The following is a 19,145-nucleotide window of genomic DNA, read 5'->3' as shown; positions in this document are numbered from 1 at the left end:
GTGCTCATGAGTGTGACGGCGAGCCACAAGAACGCCTCTTTCGATCTGCTGGAACACCTGTCTTCGCGCGCCGAGGCCGGGGCCGTCACGCGACGCCTCACGCAGGCGTCCGAGCACGTGAAGGGCGGCATCGTCGTCTCGACCTGCAACCGCTTCGAGGTCTACATCGACATCGATGATTCAAAGCCGGATGCCGCGGCTCACGCGCTCGCTCACACCACGCAGGCTGTCGCCGACGAGACCGGACTGTGCGCGGATGAGCTCGCCTCGACGTGGCACGTCACGCAGGCGCAGGGCACGGCAGAGCACCTGTTCGCCGTCGCCGCGGGGCTCGAGTCCGTCGTCGTCGGAGAGGGCGAGATCGCCGGACAGGTTCGTCGCTCGCTCGAGAACGCCCGCGAGGCAGGCTCGACGACCGCGACGCTCGAGCGCCTTTTCCAGCACGCATCCTCCACGTCTCGCGGAGTGAAGAACCGCACGTCCCTCGGCTCTGCTGGCCGCTCCATCGTGCGCCTCGCACTCGAGCTCGCGTCCAGCCGGGTCGCCGACTGGGCGGCATCCCGTGTTCTTCTCGTCGGCACCGGCACCTATGCGGGAGCCAGCCTCGCTGCGCTGCGCGACCGCGGCGTCACCGACGTCTCCGTGTACTCGCCCTCCGGCCGTGGGGCGCGGTTCGCCGCAAACCACGGCATCCACCATGTTCCTCATGACGGGCTTGCTTCAGCGGTCGCCGCCAGCGACATCATCGTCACGTGCACCGTGACCGACGGCTTCGCGCTCGACGCCGACCTCCTGCAGCGCGCCCGCGTCGAGTACGCCCTCGAGCACTCGGCCGCGCACGCGAACGATCCGCTCGGTCGCGACGGCACCCCGGGCTGCCCCATCAACCACGATGCCTATCAGCTGGTCATCGACCTCGGCCTGCCCCGCAACGTCGATCCGGACGTCGCCGACGTGCACGGCGTTGAGCTCCTCGACCTCGAGACGATCCGCATCCACGCGCCGATCGAAGAGCTTCAGGCGACAGACACCGCGCGCACCATGGTGTCATCGGCCGCGCAGGAGTTCACTCGTCGAGCTGCTGAGCAGTCTCTCGCGCCGGCCGTCGTCGCGCTGCGTACTCGCGCAATGCAGCTGCTCGACGAGGAGATCGCACGCGTCGAACGCAATGACCCAGACGGAACCGCCGCGGCCGCTCTGCGCCACATGATGGGGCGTCTTCTGCACAAGCCCACGGCACGTGCCCGTGATTTCGCTCGAGCTGGCGAGCACGATCGCTATGTCGACGCGTTGAGCGTTCTCTTCGGCATCGAGGTCGATCTCGACGAGGATGCTTCCACCCCACGAGCCACGGGCGAAGAGGCATCCTGAGTCGACGCGCCACACGACCTCGCCGCGCACTCCGACGAACTGCTGTTCGCGCTATCGGTTCGAGCAACCCAGCCAACGCGAGCGCAATTCGAACGATCCAGGTGACTCACGCTGCTGAGCGCTTAACACGACGAGCCCCCGCGTTAGCGGGGGCTCGTGGTGTCACTGCGTCAGGCTCAGCTGATCAGTCAGTCACCGTTCAGTACGAGTAGGTGTAGGTTGCGACCGACCCTGCGACTGCGATGCTGAAGATGATCGCGATGATGCCGATGACGACCGATGCGAGACCGATGATCACACCTGCGATCGCCAGTCCGCGACCCTTCTCACCGGTCTTCTTGATCTGCGAGAGCGCGACGAAGCAGAGGATCGCGCCGACGAGGCTCACGAAGAACGACAGGATGAACCCGACGATCGCCATGACATTGTACTTGTCCTGCGGTGCGGGCGCTCCCTGGTATGGGTTCGGCGCGGGAGGAGGAGGTGTCTGGGACATGCGTGGGTTCCTTTCTCACGGGCATGTCGCGGCAACTTTGTGATCTCGCTGCCGTACATGTGCTTTCGTCTCTAAGCGTTGCGCAGTCGCGATATGTGTGTCAACTGGGAGAAGTACCCATGTCACCCCCGTGAAGCCGTGCGCTGAGGTCGATCAGTAGAACGCGATCGCGAGGCTGAACATCAGCAGATACAGGATGCCGACGAGCACGAATCCACTCAGTCCGACGACGATCGCGGTGATCGCCAGGCCGTGCCCCTTCTCGTGAGAGGTCTTGATCTGAGTGAGGGCGACGAAGCCTAAGATCGCCCCGGTGAGCGCCACAAGGGCGAAGATCGCAAACCCGAGACCGAGGAGGAACCCTGCGCCCGCGAGGCAGATACCGACGATGGCGAGCGTGTTGGTCTTCACCGTCGCGATCGCGGGACCGCCGTATGGCTGCGCCGGTGAGTACGGCTGAGATGGCGTGTACTGCGGCGACGGAGCGTATGCCTGCGCTCCCACATACGGCTGCGCGGGGTACGGCGCTGCCGACGGTGCGGCAGCAGGCGCCGGCTGCGGAGCAGCCCCGCTGTATGCGGGATTCTGCTGCGGTGCGCCGTAGGTGGCTGCTGGCTGAGGAGTCGCGTAGCCGGCGTACGGCTGAGGCGCGTCCCCGTACACGGGTGCGGGCTGCATTGCCGGCGCAGTCTGTGGCTCGGGGGCCGCGACGGGACCAGCGGCAGGTGCCGCCGGCCCGTTCGCGTGCTGTGCCGGGTAACCCCCACCCGACACGGGCTGTGCCCCACTCGGCGCCGAATAACCCCCATCGGTCGCCGAGGAGGTGTCACCCTGCGCCGCTTGGCCCCCACCAGGCGCTGGGTGTCCCCCGTTCGACGTCGGGTAACCCCCACCCGACGTCTGAGCACCAGCCTGCGCGCTCGGATTGACCCACTGCGGCTCTGGCGCACCGCCGGTCATTGGCATCTGAGGCTGCTGCTCGGTCATGTGTTTCCCCCTCTGTTGGCGATTGTGTTCCGCGGTCAGCGGATCAGCTCACCGTCACATTCAGAAGCCTAGGCACCGAATGCGCGGCACTCGATGGGGAGTGCTCCCCGATGGGGAGAGGTGCCCGCTCAGACGAGCGCGGCCCGGCGCGGCGTCACCTCACCGACCTGTCACTAACGGACTCGAGCCGAGGGAAGTCGACGCGCGTCGATCGTGGGTCAGAAGTCGCCGAAGTCGCTTCGAAGGGCACCGGCGAAGGCGAGGCCGAGCAGAATCATCACGACGTAGAGGACGAGGCTCGCGAACCCGACGACGATGGCCGCGATCGCGAGGCCGCGCCCGCGCTCGTGAGTGCGCGCGATCTGCGACAGCGCGACGAGCCCGAGGATGCCCCCGACGAAGCTCATGACGAACGCCATCACAAAGGCGATGATCGCCAGCCTGCTGTACGGCGCGTCGACCTCCGGCCCCTGCACGCTGGGCGGCTTCTCGTCAGGCGACGGCGTCGAGCTCTGGCTTTCGCTCATGTCAGGCTCCCTTGAGGTGCTCCGTGAGGTAGCCGGAGAGGCGGTCGAGCGAGACGCGCTCCTGCTGCATCGAGTCACGGTCGCGGACTGTCACGGCCCTGTCGTCGAGGGAGTCGAAGTCGACCGTGATGCAGAAGGGCGTGCCAATCTCGTCGTGACGACGGTAGCGGCGCCCGATCGCGCCAGCGTCGTCGAAGTCGACGTTCCACTGGCGGCGAAGCGAGTCGCCGACCTCGCGCGCGAGCGGCGAGAGCTTCTCGTTGCGGCTGAGCGGCAGCACAGCAGCCTTGACAGGGGCGAGACGCGGGTCGAGACGCAGCACGGTGCGCTTGTCCACGCCGCCCTTCGTGTTCGGGGCCTCGTCTTCGGTGTAGGCGTCGACGAGGAACGCCATCATCGAGCGCGTGAGGCCGAACGAGGGCTCGATCACGTAGGGGATGTAGCGTTCACCGGTCGCCTGGTTGAAGAAGCTGAGCTCGGTGCCCGACGCCTCCGAGTGAGATTTGAGATCGAAGTCGGTGCGATTGGCCACGCCCATGAGCTCGCCCCACTCGTTGCCGGCGAAGCCGAAGCGGTACTCGAAGTCGATGGTGCCCGCCGAGTAGTGCGCGCGCTCGTCTTCGGGAACGTCGAACTGGCGCATGTTCTCCGGGTCGATGCCGAGATCGACGAACCAGTTCCAGCACTCGTCGATCCAGTGCGTGAACCAGGTGTCGGCGTCTTCAGGCGCCGTGAAGTACTCGATCTCCATCTGCTCGAACTCGCGGGTGCGGAAGATGAAGTTGCCCGGCGTGATCTCGTTGCGGAATGCCTTGCCGATCTGACCGATGCCGAACGGCGGCTTCTTGCGCGAGGCCGTGAGCACGTTGTTGAAGTTGACGAAGATGCCCTGCGCGGTCTCGGGGCGAAGGTAGTGCAGTCCCGCGGCGGTCTCGACGGGGCCGAGGGATGTCTTGACGAGGCCGGAGAACATCTGAGGCTCCGTCCAGCGACCCTTCGTGCCGCAGTCGGGGCATGCGATCTCGCTCATGCCGTCCTTCGGGGCACGGCCCTTCTTCTGCTCGAATGCCTCGATGAGGTGGTCCTGGCGGTGCCGCTTGTGGCACTGCTGGCACTCGACGAGCGGGTCGGTGAAGGTCTGAACGTGGCCCGAGGCCTCCCAGACCGCCTTCGGGAGAATGACCGACGAGTCGAGACCCACCATGTCGTCGCGGCCGCGGACGAAGGTCTGCCACCACTGCTTCTTGATGTTCTCCTTCAGCTCGACGCCGAGGGGGCCGTAGTCCCAGGCCGACCGAGAACCGCCGTAGATCTCACCGGCTTGGAACACGAACCCGCGGTGTCGGGCGAGGGCGATGACGGCGTCAAGTCTGCTGGGTGCTGCCACAGTGGCTCCTGAAAGGGGAAGGCGTTGTGCGAATTGCCGAAGAGACCGGCCCCTCCAGTCTACTGATTGCCGCGGCGCTCTTCACATGACCAGTTCAGCCGAGGGCTCGGCCACCGCGCTCAGCCAGCGGGTGCAGACTTGAGAGGTGACGACTTCGACAGCATCCGAGACTCTGCCCGACATCATCGTCTCCGCCGTCGCGGTCATCCGCGACCGCCGTGTGCTCATGGTCACCGCCCGCGGACGCGACGTCGTGTTCATGCCGGGCGGCAAGGTCGACCCCGGCGAGACCCTCGCGCAGGCGGCCCAGCGCGAGGCGCAGGAGGAGATCTCGACGCGGCTCGCGCCCGAGACCATCCGCGAGCTGTTCACCGTGGTGACTCAAGCGCACGGCGAGCCCGAGGGGCGCATGGTCCGCATGACGATGTTCACGGGCGAGCCGGATGCCGAGCCGCAGCCCGCGGCGGAGGTCAGCGAACTGCACTGGATCGGCACCGCAGACCTGCACCGCTGTCCGCCCGCGGGCGCGGAGGTGGTGCGTCGCCTCGCGGCATCAGGCCTCATCGACTGACGCCCCGCTGCACACGTCAAAAATGGCGACCGATCACCGCGATTGGTCGCCATTTTTGACGTGTGCTCGGCAAGCGCTACGCGATGGGATCACGGTAGAGACTTCGGAGATGCCCCTCGATCACACGGCGATGCTCCGGAGCCGCTGCGCTGTCCGCGACAAGAACGCCGTGCAGCAGCAGTCCATCGACAAGCGCGTGAAGTCGGGCGACTTCGACGTCGACATCGATGGCGGGATCGAATCGCCCTGCGCTCACTCCAGAAGAGACTATTCGATGGATCAAGGTTCGCAGGCCGGTATGCAGGGCGTCGATGGAGGGCGCCAACGCCCGATCCCCGCGCGATGCGATTGCGAACTCAAGCCACACGACTGCCTCGACCGTTCGCTCACTATCGAGCGGGAGCACCTCACACAGCATGTCGACCGCGATTCGAAGCCGGGCATCCCCCGAGGAAGCGGCTTCGAGCTTCGACACGTGAGCTTCGAGCCTCGTGGCCGTACGATTGACGACCTCCGAGGCCGCGAACTGCAGCACATCGCCGTGATCCACGAAATAGTGCCTCACTGACCCCACCGCCAGGCCGGCGCGCGCCGCGATCTGCGCAAAGGTCGCAGCCCGCAGTCCCCCCTCGGCAATCACCTGCAGAACGGCGTTCGCGATCGCCTCACGGCGGGCCTGCGCATCAACGATCTTCGGCATGCATTCCTTTTTAGCACGGTCGTGTTATTTTATTTAGCATGATACTGCTAACAACGTCCGTGCACATGTCCGATGACGGGCTCGAGACGCTTATGAACCTCATCCTGCTTCGATTCGGCCTCATCGCTGCCGTTGTCGTTGTGATTGCGATCCTGATCGTCGCAGGTGCGCTCTGGCTCCGGCGGCGGGGGGCGCTCGACACCGCTGCTCGACGCGCGGCCCCGGTCGCACGGCGTGCCGCTGAGCACCGCCGCAGCGAGCGAAGCGACCTGCTGTCCGCGGGACTCTCAGGCCTCGCCACGGTGCTCGAGCAGCGTGGCGCACCGTCAGATCACGACCGCGCGCAGACCGATGAGGCTGCGCGCCCCGACCGAGATTCACACGACGGGGACGCGTAGCGCACCTGTCAAAAACGGCGACTGATCGTCACGATCAGTCGCCGTTTTTGACAGGCGGGGCGCGGCGCGGCGCGCGGGGGTTAGTCGCGCAGCGAGTCGAGAATCGCGTTGAGCGTCGCCGACGGGCGCATGATGGCACCCGCCTTCGTGGCGTCCGGACGGTAGTAGCCGCCGAGGTCGACGGGCGAGCCCTGCACCTCGATGAGCTCCTGCTCGATCTGGTCGGACTTCTGCTCGAACTGCTCAGCGATCAGCTTCAGCGCCTCGGCGAGAGGGGCGTCGTCGGTCTGCTTCGCGAGCTCCTCAGCCCAGTACCGGGCGAGCCAGTAGTGGCTGCCGCGGTTGTCCCGCTCGCCGGACTTGCGGGACGGCGACTTGTTCTCGTTGAGGAACGTCGCAGTCGCGGCATCCAGCGTCTCACCCAACACAGCGGCGCGTGCGTTGTCGGCGGCGCGCGCGAGGTGACGGAACGACTCGGCGAGCGCCATGAACTCGCCGAGGGAGTCCCAGCGCAGGTGGTTCTCCTCGACGAGCTGCTGCACGTGCTTCGGAGCGGAGCCGCCGGCGCCGGTCTCGAAGAGGCCCCCGCCCGCGAGGAGCGGCACGACCGAGAGCATCTTGGCGCTCGTGCCGAGCTCGAGGATCGGGAAGAGGTCGGTGTTGTAGTCACGCAGCACGTTGCCGGTCACCGAGATCGTGTCGAGGCCCTCGCGGATGCGCTCGATCGACACCTTCGTCGCCTCAATGGGCGAGAGGATACGGATGTCGAGACCCTCCGTGTCGTGCTTCGGCAGTTCGTCCTTCACCTTGGCGATGATCTCGGCGTCGTGCCCGCGCGTCTCGTCGAGCCAGAACACCGCCGGGGTGTCCGACAGGCGGGCCCGCTCCACGGCGAGGCGCACCCAGTCGCGCACCGGAACGTCCTTCGTCTGGCAGGCGCGCCAGATGTCGCCCGCCTCGACCTCGTGCGAGATCAGCACGTCGCCGGCCTGATTCACGACCTCGACAGTGCCGTCTGCGGGAATCAGGAACGTCTTGTCGTGGCTGCCGTACTCCTCGGCCTTCTGCGCCATGAGACCGACGTTCGGGACGGAGCCCATCGTCGTCGGGTCGTACGCGCCGTTCGCCTTGCAGTCGTCCACGACGGCCTTGTACACACCGGCGTACGAGCTGTCGGGGATCACCGCGAGGGTCTCGGCCGGGTTTCCCTCGGCATCCCACATGATTCCGCCGCCGCGGATCATCGCCGGCATCGAGGCGTCGATGATGACGTCGGAGGGCACGTGCAGGTTCGTAATGCCCTTGTCGGAGTTGACCATCGCGATCTTCGGCGCGTTCGCGAAGCCCTCATCGACGGCCGCGCGCACACCCTCGGCCACATCGGCCGGCAGCGTGTCGAGGCCGGAGAGGATGCCGCCGAGGCCGTTGTCCGGCGTGAGACCCGCGGCCGCGAGCTGCTCGCCATACTTCTCGAAGACGACCGGGAGCACAGCGCGCACGACGTGACCGAAGATGATCGGGTCGGAGACCTTCATCATGGTGGCCTTGAGGTGCGCAGAGAACAGGACGTCCTCACGCTTGGCGCGCTCGACCTGGTCGGCGAGGAACGCGTCGAGCGCCTTCGCACTCATGAACGTTCCGTCGACGATCTCGCCGGCGAGGACCTTCAGGCCGTCCTTCAGCACGGTCGTGCCGTCGGAGGCCACGAGACGGATCTGCAGCACATCGTCTGCCGGCAGCGTGACGGACTTCTCGTTGTGGCGGAAGTCGCCGGAGTCCATCGTGACGACGTCGGTCTTGCTGTCGGAGCTCCACTCGCCCATCGAGTGCGGGTGCTTGCGGGCGTACTCCTTGACCGAGCGCGGAGCGCGGCGGTCGGAGTTGCCCTCGCGGAGCACCGGGTTGACGGCACTGCCCTTGACGGAGTCGTAGCGGGCGCGGATGTCGCGCTCGTCGTCGGTGGACGGCTCGTCCGGGTAGTCGGGCAGGTCGAAGCCCTTGGCCTGCAGCTCGGCGACCGCGGCCTTCAGCTGCGGGACCGAGGCGGAGATGTTCGGAAGCTTGATGATGTTCGCTTCGGGAGTCTTCGCGAGCGCGCCGAGCTCAGCGAGAGCGTCGGCCTCGCGCTGCTCCTCGGGCAGGCGGTCGGAGAAGGCGGCGATGATGCGACCGGAGAGCGAGATGTCGCGAGTGTCCACCTCGACCCCTGCCTTGCTGGCGAATGCCTGCACGACCGGCAGGAAGGAGTGGGTCGCGAGCATGGGAGCTTCGTCGGTGTGCGTATAGATGATGGTCGCCATGGGTGTACGCTTCCTCACTTTCTGTGGTGACAGCACCTGGTGTCATGACAGCGCTGTCCGCGGATCTGCGCGAGCGCCACTACAAAACTACCCGACCGGAGGATGCCGCGCTCTCCCGCTCTCAGGCCGCGGTTCCGAGGCTCGCCAGCAGCACGGGGTGCGCGAGCTCCTCCCCCGCCGTCAGTCGCTGGAGCTCGGCGATCTGCACGTCGATCATCCGGTCGACCTCGCTGCCCACGGAGCCAGCAATGTGCGGGGTCAGAACAACATTGGGATGCTCGTAGAAGGGATGCTCCGCGTCAAGCACCCACGGGGTGGTGACGTCGAGCACAGCCCACAGATCCCCGCGGAGAACGCGGTCGACCAAGGCATCCTGATCGACGACCGATCCTCGCGAGGTGTTGATGAGCGTCGCTCCTGGCGCGATCGACTCGATGAGCTCGCGAGAGATCAGCTTCTCGGTCGACGGGAGTGCGGGAGCGTGCACCGACACGACGTCGGACGTGGCGCAGAGCTCGGGCAGGTCGACCGGCGTCGCGCCGAGCGCACGAATCTCCTCTGAGTCGAGCGTCGGGTCGTAGAGCACGACCTCGAGGTCGAAGGGGCGCAGCAGATCGACCACGCGGCGGCCGATGCGCGAGGCCCCGACGATGCCGACGCGGCGGCCGTAGTTTCCGATGACGCCGAGCTGCGCCTGGTCGACGAAGGCGCGCTCCGCCCGGTAGCGCCGCGCGAGCGGGAGGATGCCCTTGTTCGCGACGAGGATCATCGCGAGGGTGTACTCCGCGACCGGCTGCGCGTTGGCGTCGACGGCGGAGGAGACCTGGATGCCGCGTTCCCACACCTCGGGTGCGAGAAGCTCTTTCACGGTGCCTCCGATGTGCAGCACGCCGCGCAGCTCGGGTGCGCGGTCGAGCACAGCGGCGTCGATGCGCGGGGTTCCCCAGCCGGTCACGATGACCTCCGCGGTGCGGAGCGCCTCGTGTGCCTCGGGCGTGGAGAATCCGTCGACTGTGCCGACGACGTCGGCAATCTCGGCGAGTGAGCGGTTGAGGTGCTCCATCGAGGTGGGGGCGAGAGCGCCCCGCGGAACGGCGTTGATCACTCTGAGGCGCGCGGTCATGCGGCGACCGCCTGCACGTCTGCACGGTGAGCGGAGGAAGCGCGGCGAGCGTCGCGGGTCACGGGAGTCTCAGCCTCGGATGCCGGAACGAGCGCGGGCTGCAGCGTGCGACGCGCGCCGGCCCACACGACATACAGGCACGCGGATGCCGTGACGCCGATGCCGATCGCGGGAGAGGCAACGGCGATGCCCGCCTGAGTTCCGATCACGACGAGGGCGAGGATGCTGAGCGGCCAGCTGCGCACCCCGAGAACGAGCGACGCACGCAGCGCATCCCGAAGGCGCGCGTTCGGCGCCTCGCTGATCGCGACGAGCACGGTCACCCCGGTCACCAGGGCGACCACGCCGAGTACGGCGAGCAGCGGAACGATGACCATGCCGAACCGCATGGGCGCCAGCACGAGCACGTCGGCGACGGCCACGACAAGCACCGCGGACGTGAGGATGCCGACAGCGAGCGCCTTCTTCCACGTCGCGCGCAGCGCACGGCCGAACGGGCGCACGACGCCCGGCTCGCGGTCCTTGTGCTCACGGAACACCGCGAAGGCGGCGGCGAAGCCCGGCGCACACAGTGCCGCGGTCACGGCCAGCAGCGGCCAGGACAGCGACGGGTCCGTCGTGATGAGCACGATGAGGAACGGCGCGCACGTGAGAACGAGAAGCGCGTTGACGCCCAGTGCGAGATAGACGGTGGAGAACAGCGTCGAGTAGATGCTGTTCGGAATGCGTTTCAGCACGATTCAGCCTTTCATGCCGCTTGTGGCGATGCCCTCGACGAAGTAGCGCTGGCCGAGGAGGAAGATGATCGCGATGGGGATGACCGAGATCACGAGACCGGCGAACAGCACTCCGTAGTCGACGTCGTACAGACTCGAGACGAAGTTGTTGAGACCGAGCTGCATGGTCCAGAGGCTCGGATCACGCAGGTAGATGAGCGGCCCGAGGAAGTCGTTCCACGTGTTCACGAAGGTGAGGAGCGACAGGCTCGCGATCGCGGGTACGGAGAGCGGCAGCATGATGCGCGCCCAGATGCCGTACTCACTGAGCCCGTCGAGGCGCGCGGCCTCGCTGAGCTCCTCGGGGACGGTCTCGTAGTACTGCTTCATGAGGAACACCCCGAAGGCACCGAAGGCCTGCAGCAGCAGAATCGACCAGAGCGTGTTCGCGAGCCCCGCGTTCGACAGCATGATGAACTGCGGGATCATGTACGACTGCCACGGCACGGCGATGGTCGCGATGTAGAGCAGGAACAGCGCGTCACGGCCGGGGAACCGGATGCGCGAGAAGCCGTACGCCGCGAACGAGCCGGTCGTGACCTGAAGCAGCGTCACACCGACCGACACGATCACGGTGTTGCGGATCCACACGCCGATGTCGGACTTCTGCCAGATGTCCACGTAGTTGTCCCACACGAACACCTCGGGAAACCAGCGGATCGGCACGGAGAACACCGAGTTCGCGTCCTTCAGCGAGCTCATGATCATCCAGAAGAACGGCAGCAGCAGAAGAGCTGCCGCGACGATCAGCGCGATGTAGAGAAGGATCCGCCCAATCTTCTGCGCTGTCGAGCGCGGGCTCGCGGGGCGCTTGTCACGCGAGGCCTTCTTCCGCGACGAGGGCGGAGAGACCAGTGTCATCGTCTCGCTCATGGGTCACACCGCCTTTCGCTTGTTCCAGAGGAACTGGATGATGGTCACGACGAGGCACAGGAGGAACAGAACGACGGATGCCGCGGAGGAGTAGCCGAACTGGTTCTCCTCGAAGCCCTTCGTCCAGATGAACTGTGCGATCACGGTCGTGGACTGCCCCGGACCGCCGTCGGTCAGGACGATGATGAGGTCGAGGATCTTCAGCGACTCGATGGTCAGCATGACCGTGACGAAGAACATGGTGGGCCGCAGCGCCGGAAGTGTCACGTGGCGGAAGCGCTGGATGACGTTCGCACCGTCGGTGCGGGCGGCCTCGTGCAGTTCGCGCGGCACAGTCTGAAGACCGGCGAGGAAGAGCACCATGTAGTAGCCCATGCGGCGCCAGGTCTCGACGATCACGACCGCGGGCATCGCCCACTCCGAGCTGGTCAGCCAGCCGGGCGGGTTCTGGAGGCCGAGGAAGCCGAGAACCTGGTTCACGGGGCCGTACTGCGGGCTGAGCAGCAGGTTCCACACGAGCGCGATCGCGACGATGGACGTGATATAGGGGAAGAACGCGGCGGTGCGGAAGAAGGCGACGCCGCGCAGCTTCGAGTTGAGGAGCATCGCGAGGCCGAGCGACACGACGATCGTCAGCGGAATGTGCAGCACCGCGAAGTAGACCGTGTTGCCGAACGCCTTGTGGAAGCTCTTGTCGTTCACGAGTCGGACGAAGTTGTCGAACCCGATGAACTGCGACGATCCGAAGATGTTCCAGTTCGTCAGCGACATGTAGAACACCGTCAGCACCGGGATGAGCGTCAGAAGCGCGAACCCGAGGAAGTTCGGAAGGATGAAGCTCCACCCGATGAGCGTGTTGCGCAGGCGCAGACGTGGCACGCGACGCTTCGGCGCCTGAGGGCTCGCGTCGCCCTTCTGCCGAGCGGTGATGGTCATGATTGCTCCGTTGATCGGTGTGTGCGGGGCGAGGGCCCGCGCTCAGCGTGTGCGGAGAGCGCGGACCCTCGCGTCAGCAGGATCGGTCAGCCGACCTCGTTCGCGACGCGGTCCTCCGCGTCGGCGATCGCGCTGTCGATGTCCTGGGATCCCGAGAGAACAGCGGTGTGCAGGTCATTCAGGATGTTCTGGATGGCCGCGGTGTTCTTGTCCGCCGGGTTCTCGGGCAGCGTCTCGTGCGTCGAGACGGCGAACTTCGAGAGGTCGTCCTGCGGGGTTCCCTCGACACCGAAGTACGCCTCGGTGACGGCGTCGTTCAGCAGAGCGGGCGTGATGCCGATGCCGGCGAGAGCCTTGGCGGCATCCTCACTCGCTGCATACTCGAGGAACTGCTTCGCGAGCTCAGCCTTCTCATCGCTCACGTTCGCGTTGATGCCGAAACCGGTCGGGTCACCGAAGGTGACGGGCGTCGAGTCGGTTCCGGTGGTGGAGTCGTCGAGCTGCGGAACGGGTGCGATGCCCCACTCGAAGTCGTCGGCCTCGCCGGATTCCTGCTGCGCGACGAGCGTCGCAGTGAACCACGTGCCCATCGGCATGATGGCGGCGTTCTGCTTGCCGAACTCACCCTGGTACGTGAGCTTGTTCGCCATGACCGTGTTGTACGGCACCTGGTCGCCGTTCTCCTGGAGGTCGAGGACGCGCTGGTAGAACGGCTTCAGGTAGTCGTAGTCGCCCTTGAGGAGGTCGCTGCCGGTCTGCGCGGCCACAAAGCCCTGAACGGTCGACTGCCAGCTGTGCTGGTAGATGGGCGTCGCCTTCACGCCGGCATCCTCGAACCCGGTCCTCAGAGCGTCAGCCGCGTCAACGTAGTCGTCCCACGTCCACGAGCCGTCGGGGTAGTCGACGCCGGCCTCATCGAACAGTGCCTTGTTGTAGTAGAGCACCCAGGAGTCCTGGCGGTACGGCGTCGCGTAGGCGGTGCCGTCGACCTTGTACGAGTCGGCCCCGCCGATGCCCTCGGGGAGCTTCACGTCAGACACGTCGAGCAGCTGGCCGCCGCCCTGGAACGTGGGAAGGTACTTGACCTCCTTCTGCGTGATGATGTCGGGGCCCTTGCCCGCGGCGAGATCCGCCGTGACGAGCGTGTTGTAGTCGGTCGGGTCGTACTCGACGAACTTGACCGTCACGCCGTCGTGCTGAGCCTCGAACCCGTCGGCGAGAAGCTGGAACTCCGGCGTGGAGTCGAGGCTCCACCCCGAGACGGTGAGCGTGTTCTCGTCGCCGCCGGAGGCTGTACCGCCGTCGCCCGAGCACCCGGTCAGGGCGAGGGCCGCGACAGCGACGCCGACGACGGCTGTGCTGGTGCGCTTCATGTGCTGCTCCTTTGCTGCAGGAAAGGTGATCCGGGGTGGATCACAGGGTTGCTTCGTCGTCCTCCGGCGAAGCAGGGTCGGTGGTTTCGGGAAGGGCGACGACGCTCTGCGCGCCATCGGGCCACGCGATGCGGGCGGTCGAGCCGGTGAGCTCGACGGTGCTGCCGCTGGGGGCATCGGCGCCCGTGAGCATCAGCTCGACAGCGCGCCACTCCCCCGCCGCAACGGGGCCGGTGAGAGTCGGAACGGTCATGTGGGCTGCGAGCGGGCTGGCGTCGTCACGAGTGATGGATGCCGCGTCGGCGGCGAACCCGAGCGAAGTCACGGTGCTGACGAGCGCCCCGTCGACGGGAACAGGCCAGCCGCCCCAGCGCAGCGACCAGCGTTCGGGCTCCTCGACGCCGTCCACGCGCGCGAAGCGCACCTCCCACGGGCCGTGAAGTGCGGACACCGCGGTGATCGTCGCCACCGGGGTCGCGTCACCCGCGTACCCGGAGCCGTGGTCCTGCTGATCGGGGGCGACCTCGATGAGGTGCGCGCACCACCGCGAGGCGCCAGCGACCGCGATCGACGCGTCGTCGGTGCTGACGCTGAGCGGCTCGAGCGCGGAGCGGTGCGTGGCTTCGCCGGCATCCCCGACAAGCGTCACCGACTGCTCGAGCGGCTCCGCCCAGCCACGCGCGTCGAGAAGAGGACTGGTTGCCGTCGAGTAGCCGAGGCGGGCGTACAGCGGCGTGTCCGCGACGAGAGCGCCAGCGGCATCCCGAGTCGTGCCGTGGTTCGCGAGACGCACGATGCCATCGGATGCCGTTCCGGACACGGCCCACCCGGGAGCCTGGATCCACCGCACGAAGTCGCCGCGCCCAACGGGCAGCGGTTCGCTCGGCTGCGCCCACACGGGGTGGTCGGCGGGAAGCATGAGTCCGAGGAGCCCCTTCGCGGCCCAGTAGGGCGACCCGGTCCCGGAGTACGACTGCGCGAGCTGGCGCCACTCACCGAACCAGCCCATCGGAAGAACGTCGTCATCGCCCAGCACCTCGTCCGTGTCGAAGTGACGCACAATGCGTTCTGCGGCGTGACGCAGCGTCCCGGCTGACACCGAGGGGACCTCTGCGATGACGCCCGCCCAGAACGGCGCGGCCGCCGCGAAGCGGTAGATGAGGCTGCGGCCCTGGATGAGCGGCGAACCGTCGCCTCCGACGAGGTGTATTGCGTCCTGGAGGTAGCGGTCGAGGCTGTGCACGTCGCTCGCGACGGCATCCGCCCCGATCTCCGATGCGCCCGTCATTCGCGCCCAGAGCACGGGGTAGAGGTGCATCGCCCACCCCGTGTAGTGGTCGAATGCGCGGCCCTCACCGTCGGAGAACCATCCGGCCTCGCGGCGGTAGGACTCGTGACGGGCGAGGTCATCGTCGATGTCACTCTGCGACCAGGGGCCGCCGACCGAGCGGAGGAAGGTCTGCACGACGATGCGGAACCACAGCCAGTTGTTGCGGGGGTAGGACTCATCGCCGACCACGGGAGAGAGGTACTCGATGACGCGCTCCTGCGTGAGACGGTCGAGGCGGTCCCAGATCCACGGGCGCGTCATGTCGAGCACGAGCGCGAGCGATGCGGCCTCGACTTTGGCCTGAGGATGCTCGTCGAGACGAACCCAGCGGTCATCGGCATCCGGGTCGACACCGGTCGTGATTCCGCGCGTGTAGAAGTCGACGATCTCGTCGACGCCCTCGCCGCACTCTCCGGCGATGCGGAAGCCGGCGATGAGGAAGGTGCGGGCGAAGCCCTCGAGTCCGTCGACGGCGCGACCGTAGCCGCCCTCGGTTCCGGGGAAGGTGATGCGGCCGTTTCCGGGAGATCCGAAGCGCATCGCGGCGTCCAGCAGACGGTCGGCGAATGCCGCCCAGTCAGCGCGGGTCCAGGCCTCTGCGGCGAGCGGCGAGTCGACGGCCACGAATTCTCCCTTGAATGGTCTTCCGGAATCGGACACCAGCGAGAGTAGCAATCAAACTGAAAGCATTCAACACTTTTTCGAACATCATGTTCGTTTCTGATCGTTTATACTCGGATACGGAACGAGTCAGCCAGGAATCCCTAGCCACCCGGATGCCAGCTGCACCGTCAAGGAGGACACAGAGCATGACGTTCATGAGAACGGCCCGGGGCCCGCTGCTGCGCGTGGTCTCTTCGCAACTCGAGAGCATCGGTGACCCCACCTCGAGGGCCTCGTCCCTGACCGCCTCGGCGCTCCTCTCGAATCTCGTCGACCCCGAGCAGTCTCTCCCCTCCCCTCCGGCATCCGATCGGGCCGCCTGGCAGTCGGTCACCGCACCGGAACTCGTCGCCCGCGCAGAAGCGGACCGCGAGACTCCATGGCCTCAGCCGCGCCCCCACGATGCCGCGCACTATCACCGCGACGGCGACCGGCGCTCGTGGGAGACCGCGGCCTTCGCGCGCGTGCAGCGCAGCAGCCGTTCGGTCGTCGCCGCGGCGATCACGGGAGACCCCGCGTGGCTTCCCGAGGTGCTCGACGGCGCCGTTCTGCTGTGCGAGCAGAGCAGCTGGTGCTGGCCCGCACACGACGAGTCCCACACGAAACGCGGCTGGGCGCTGCCCGACATGGCTGCACCGGTCGTCGATCTCGGCGCGGGCGAGATGGCGGCCCACCTGACGTGGCTCGACCACACGATCGGCCGCGAACTCGAAGCGGCGTACCCCGGCATCCGCTCACGCATTCGCCACGAGGTGCGCACTCGCGTTCTCGACCCGTTCATGGCCCGGGACGACTGGTGGTGGCTCGGCGAGTCACGCCTCGCCATCAACTGGAACCCGTGGATCCTCGGCAACGTGCTCGCGGCCGCCCTGCGCCTCCTCGACGCGCCGGAGGACGCCGAGTATCGCGCTCAGATCGTGGGCCGTGTCATCGCCGGTCTCGACAACTACGTCGCCGACCTTCCGGAGGACGGCGCCATCGACGAGGGCTACCACTACTGGTGGGAGGGCTCCGCACGCCTGCTCGAGGCGCTCAACCTGCTGCACCACGCGACGGGCGGGCGCGTGGACGCAATCGCCGAGATTCCGGCCGTGCGGAACACCGTCGCGTTTCCGCACCGCATGCAGCTGAGCGAGGGCTGGTTCGTTTCCGTCTCGGACTCCCGCGCGCGCAGCTCCAGCTCACGCCCGTGGCGACTCCTTGAACGCGCGGCCGAGACCATCGAGGACAGGGATGCCGCAGCATTCGCACGCGCCCACACCCCGGTCGTCGACGCCGACGAGACGATGAACCTGGCGCGCATCATCCAGGAGCTCACGGGCGCCGTCGAGACGCGCACGAGCACACGGCAGCATCCTCCTCTTCCCTCTCGCGTCTGGCTGCCGTCGACGCAGATGCTTCTCGCACGGGAGCACGGCGGCTCGCCCCGCGGACTGACCGTCGTCGCCAAGGGCGGCCACAACGCTGAGAGCCACAACCACAATGACGTCGGCTCGGTGATCGTCGCGAGCGACGGCATCCCTGTCATCGTCGATGCCGGGCGCCCCACCTACACGGCCGAGACATTCGGCGAGAACCGCTACCGCATGTGGATGATGCAGAGCGACTGGCACAGCGTCCCCGTCATCGCGGGCCACTCGCAGGGTGTCGGTCGGGAGTTCGCCGCATCGGATGTTTCGCCGCGCACTCCCGACGCGACGCGCGACGACGCGCTCTCGCTCGAGCTTGCCGGTGCGTACGGTCTCGGCGATCGGATGAGCTGGCGGCGCACCGTGCGTCTGGGCCGCGGTGAGCGCGAGGTCATCGTGAGGGATGCCTGGAGCTGGCACGACGAGCATCCCGGTGGAACGGACGAGGTCCGCTTCCTTCTCGCGGGCGAGGTCACGCTCGGCGAGCGGCGAGCGACCGTCGTGCCGCTCGACGGTGCCTCACCGGTGGAGATCACGTGGGCCGGGCCCGCGACTGGCTCGCTCCTCGCGAAGGAGCTCGACGACCCTACACTCGTGGATGTGTGGGGAACCAGACTCACTCGGCTGGACATCGACGTATCAGCGGTGTCGGAGCTCGCGGTGACGATACGTCAGACCACCGTCGGCGATCGCGGCGCACACAGCACGAGCGTTCACGACATGGGCGCAGGCAGCGCGAACGCAGACAGCACTGACGCAGGTGGTACTGGCGCAAACGGTACCGACGCACCCAGCATGGACGCACACAGTCCGGACTCAGAAGGAGCACGATGAACGAGCCCGCCGCACCGCTGGCCGCCTCACGCCGCCGAGCCATCATGCGCGCGCTCGCTGCGCGCGGCTCCGTCAGGATCGCCGCCCTCACCGAGGAGCTCGGCGTCACGACGGTGACGCTGCGTCGTGATCTGAAGCAGATGGAGGCCGATGGTCTGGTCGTGCGCGTCCACGGCGGCGCCGTGCTCCCCGAGGGTGGCGCGCCCGCATTCAGTGATGAGCCGCGCACGTCGATCCACGCGGTCGGTGTGCTCGTCCCCTCCCTGAGCTACTACTGGCCGAGCGTGTTGCAGGGAGTCGAGGAGCGCGCAAAGGCACACGGCGCCGAGGTGCTGCTTCGCGGCACCTCGTATGAGTTGCAGGACGAGCGACCGGTTCTCGAGCGCATGGTCGAGCATGACGGTGCGGATGCCTTCATCGTGGCGCCGAACACCGACACGTCGCACGCAGGCGACGTCGTGGGGTGGCTCCACGACTCAGGGCTGCCGTTCGTCCTCGCCGAGCGCGACGCACTGATGCCCGCGGACCGCGTGCCAGCAGAGTCGGTGACGACCGATCACGCGCTGGGCGCCGCCATGGCCGCCCACCACCTCGCCGACCTCGGTCACCGGCGCGTGGCTCTGATCACGACGCAGGACTCCCCAACCTCTCGCAAGATCATCGCCGGCTGGCGTCCCGGCTGCGCCGATGTAGGACTGACCGCAACCGAGCACGTCGTGGCTGATCGACGAAGCGCGGAGTTCGGAGCATCCGCATCGCAGATTCTCGACCGACTCCGCACCGATGACGTCACGGCGGTGCTCGTGCATCCGGATGCCGAAGCGCTCGCGATCGTCGATCTCGCCCTCGCGCAGGGGCTCACGGTTCCGGGCGACCTGTCAGTGATCGCCTACGATGACGAGATCGCGCGGCTCGGCAGCCCAGCACTGACAGCGGTGCATCCACCGCGCACCGAGCTGGGGCGTGCGGCGTTCGACCTGCTGCTCGGGCGACTCGCGGACCCCGACCGCGCCGCCCACCGGGTGCTGCTCACGCCAACGCTGATGCTGCGGGACTCGACGGCACCACCGCGCCGTTAGAGGAGCGTGTCC

The 19,145-nt window shown here is 67.2% G+C and carries 17 protein-coding genes; 5 read left to right on the top strand and 12 right to left on the bottom strand.

The genetic code is table 11. The features are described 5' to 3' along the window. The first annotated feature begins 6 nt into the window (after positions 1-6). Positions 7-1,371, top strand: a complete 1,365-nt coding sequence (locus ACSAGD_RS00505; protein ID WP_437585198.1) for a glutamyl-tRNA reductase — start codon at positions 7-9, stop codon at positions 1,369-1,371. A gap of 199 nt (positions 1,372-1,570) precedes the next feature. On the opposite strand, the gene ACSAGD_RS00500 is transcribed toward ACSAGD_RS00505, so the two are convergent. The 4 genes from ACSAGD_RS00500 to ACSAGD_RS00485 form a co-directional block, all read right to left on the bottom strand. Further along, positions 1,571-1,867 (bottom strand): DUF4190 domain-containing protein, encoded by a 297-nt coding sequence (locus ACSAGD_RS00500; protein ID WP_437583746.1) that lies wholly within the window; start codon positions 1,865-1,867, stop codon positions 1,571-1,573. Between the two features lie 153 nt (positions 1,868-2,020). Beyond that, entirely contained in the window at positions 2,021-2,854 is an 834-nt protein-coding gene (locus ACSAGD_RS00495; protein ID WP_437583745.1) for a hypothetical protein, read from the bottom strand. A 218-nt stretch (positions 2,855-3,072) separates the two neighbouring features. Next, entirely contained in the window at positions 3,073-3,381 is a 309-nt protein-coding gene (locus tag ACSAGD_RS00490; RefSeq protein ID WP_437583744.1) for a DUF4190 domain-containing protein, read from the bottom strand. Position 3,382: 1 nt separating this feature from the next. Beyond that, entirely contained in the window at positions 3,383-4,768 is a 1,386-nt protein-coding gene (locus tag ACSAGD_RS00485) for a glycine--tRNA ligase (RefSeq protein ID WP_437583743.1), read from the bottom strand. Positions 4,769-4,913: 145 nt separating this feature from the next. Here ACSAGD_RS00485 and ACSAGD_RS00480 point away from each other — a divergent pair, with 145 nt between their 5' ends. After that, positions 4,914-5,339 carry an NUDIX hydrolase gene (locus tag ACSAGD_RS00480; protein ID WP_437583742.1) on the top strand — a complete coding sequence of 142 codons (426 nt, stop codon included), beginning with the start codon at positions 4,914-4,916 and terminating at the stop codon, positions 5,337-5,339. A 76-nt stretch (positions 5,340-5,415) separates the two neighbouring features. Here the strand turns inward: ACSAGD_RS00480 and ACSAGD_RS00475 are convergent, their stop codons facing one another. Beyond that, positions 5,416-6,039 (bottom strand): TetR/AcrR family transcriptional regulator, encoded by a 624-nt coding sequence (locus tag ACSAGD_RS00475; protein WP_437583741.1) that lies wholly within the window; start codon positions 6,037-6,039, stop codon positions 5,416-5,418. 65 nt (positions 6,040-6,104) lie between these two features. On the opposite strand from ACSAGD_RS00475, the gene ACSAGD_RS00470 reads away from it, so the two are divergent. Then, positions 6,105-6,437, top strand: coding sequence for a hypothetical protein (locus ACSAGD_RS00470; protein ID WP_437583740.1), 333 nt, complete (start codon positions 6,105-6,107; stop codon positions 6,435-6,437). Between the two features lie 80 nt (positions 6,438-6,517). On the opposite strand, the gene ACSAGD_RS00465 is transcribed toward ACSAGD_RS00470, so the two are convergent. The 7 genes from ACSAGD_RS00465 to ACSAGD_RS00435 all read right to left on the bottom strand — a co-directional run bounded on the left by ACSAGD_RS00465 (position 6,518) and on the right by ACSAGD_RS00435 (position 15,772). After that, on the bottom strand, positions 6,518-8,737 hold the full coding sequence (locus ACSAGD_RS00465; RefSeq protein ID WP_437583739.1) for an NADP-dependent isocitrate dehydrogenase: 2,220 nt from the start codon (positions 8,735-8,737) through the stop codon (positions 6,518-6,520). 121 nt (positions 8,738-8,858) lie between these two features. Beyond that, positions 8,859-9,860 (bottom strand): hydroxyacid dehydrogenase, encoded by a 1,002-nt coding sequence (locus tag ACSAGD_RS00460; protein WP_437583738.1) that lies wholly within the window; start codon positions 9,858-9,860, stop codon positions 8,859-8,861. After that, positions 9,857-10,597, bottom strand: a complete 741-nt coding sequence (locus tag ACSAGD_RS00455; RefSeq protein ID WP_437583737.1) for a ferredoxin-NADPH reductase — start codon at positions 10,595-10,597, stop codon at positions 9,857-9,859. The genes ACSAGD_RS00460 and ACSAGD_RS00455 overlap by 4 nt, the downstream gene beginning before the upstream one ends. A 3-nt stretch (positions 10,598-10,600) precedes the next feature. After that, positions 10,601-11,509 (bottom strand): carbohydrate ABC transporter permease, encoded by a 909-nt coding sequence (locus ACSAGD_RS00450; protein WP_437583736.1) that lies wholly within the window; start codon positions 11,507-11,509, stop codon positions 10,601-10,603. Between the two features lie 3 nt (positions 11,510-11,512). Continuing rightward, entirely contained in the window at positions 11,513-12,445 is a 933-nt protein-coding gene (locus ACSAGD_RS00445) for a carbohydrate ABC transporter permease (protein WP_437583735.1), read from the bottom strand. 86 nt (positions 12,446-12,531) lie between these two features. Continuing rightward, entirely contained in the window at positions 12,532-13,818 is a 1,287-nt protein-coding gene (locus ACSAGD_RS00440; protein WP_437583734.1) for an ABC transporter substrate-binding protein, read from the bottom strand. Positions 13,819-13,858: 40 nt separating this feature from the next. Continuing rightward, entirely contained in the window at positions 13,859-15,772 is a 1,914-nt protein-coding gene (locus ACSAGD_RS00435) for a DUF2264 domain-containing protein (RefSeq protein WP_437583733.1), read from the bottom strand. Between the two features lie 185 nt (positions 15,773-15,957). On the opposite strand from ACSAGD_RS00435, the gene ACSAGD_RS00430 reads away from it, so the two are divergent. Further along, complete coding sequence (locus tag ACSAGD_RS00430; protein ID WP_437583732.1) at positions 15,958-18,054, top strand: heparinase II/III domain-containing protein; 2,097 nt, start codon at positions 15,958-15,960, stop codon at positions 18,052-18,054. Next, entirely contained in the window at positions 18,051-19,133 is a 1,083-nt protein-coding gene (locus ACSAGD_RS00425) for a substrate-binding domain-containing protein (RefSeq protein ID WP_437583731.1), read from the top strand. Before ACSAGD_RS00430 ends, ACSAGD_RS00425 begins: the two co-directional genes overlap by 4 nt. Positions 19,134-19,145: the final 12 nt, after the last annotated feature.

Origin of the sequence: Paramicrobacterium salitolerans (assembly GCF_051513965.1) — a bacterium.
Taxonomy (GTDB): Bacteria; Actinomycetota; Actinomycetes; order Actinomycetales; family Microbacteriaceae; genus Paramicrobacterium.
Note: the sequence above shows the minus strand (reverse complement) of the source record. Positions and strands in the feature narration are given on the sequence as shown.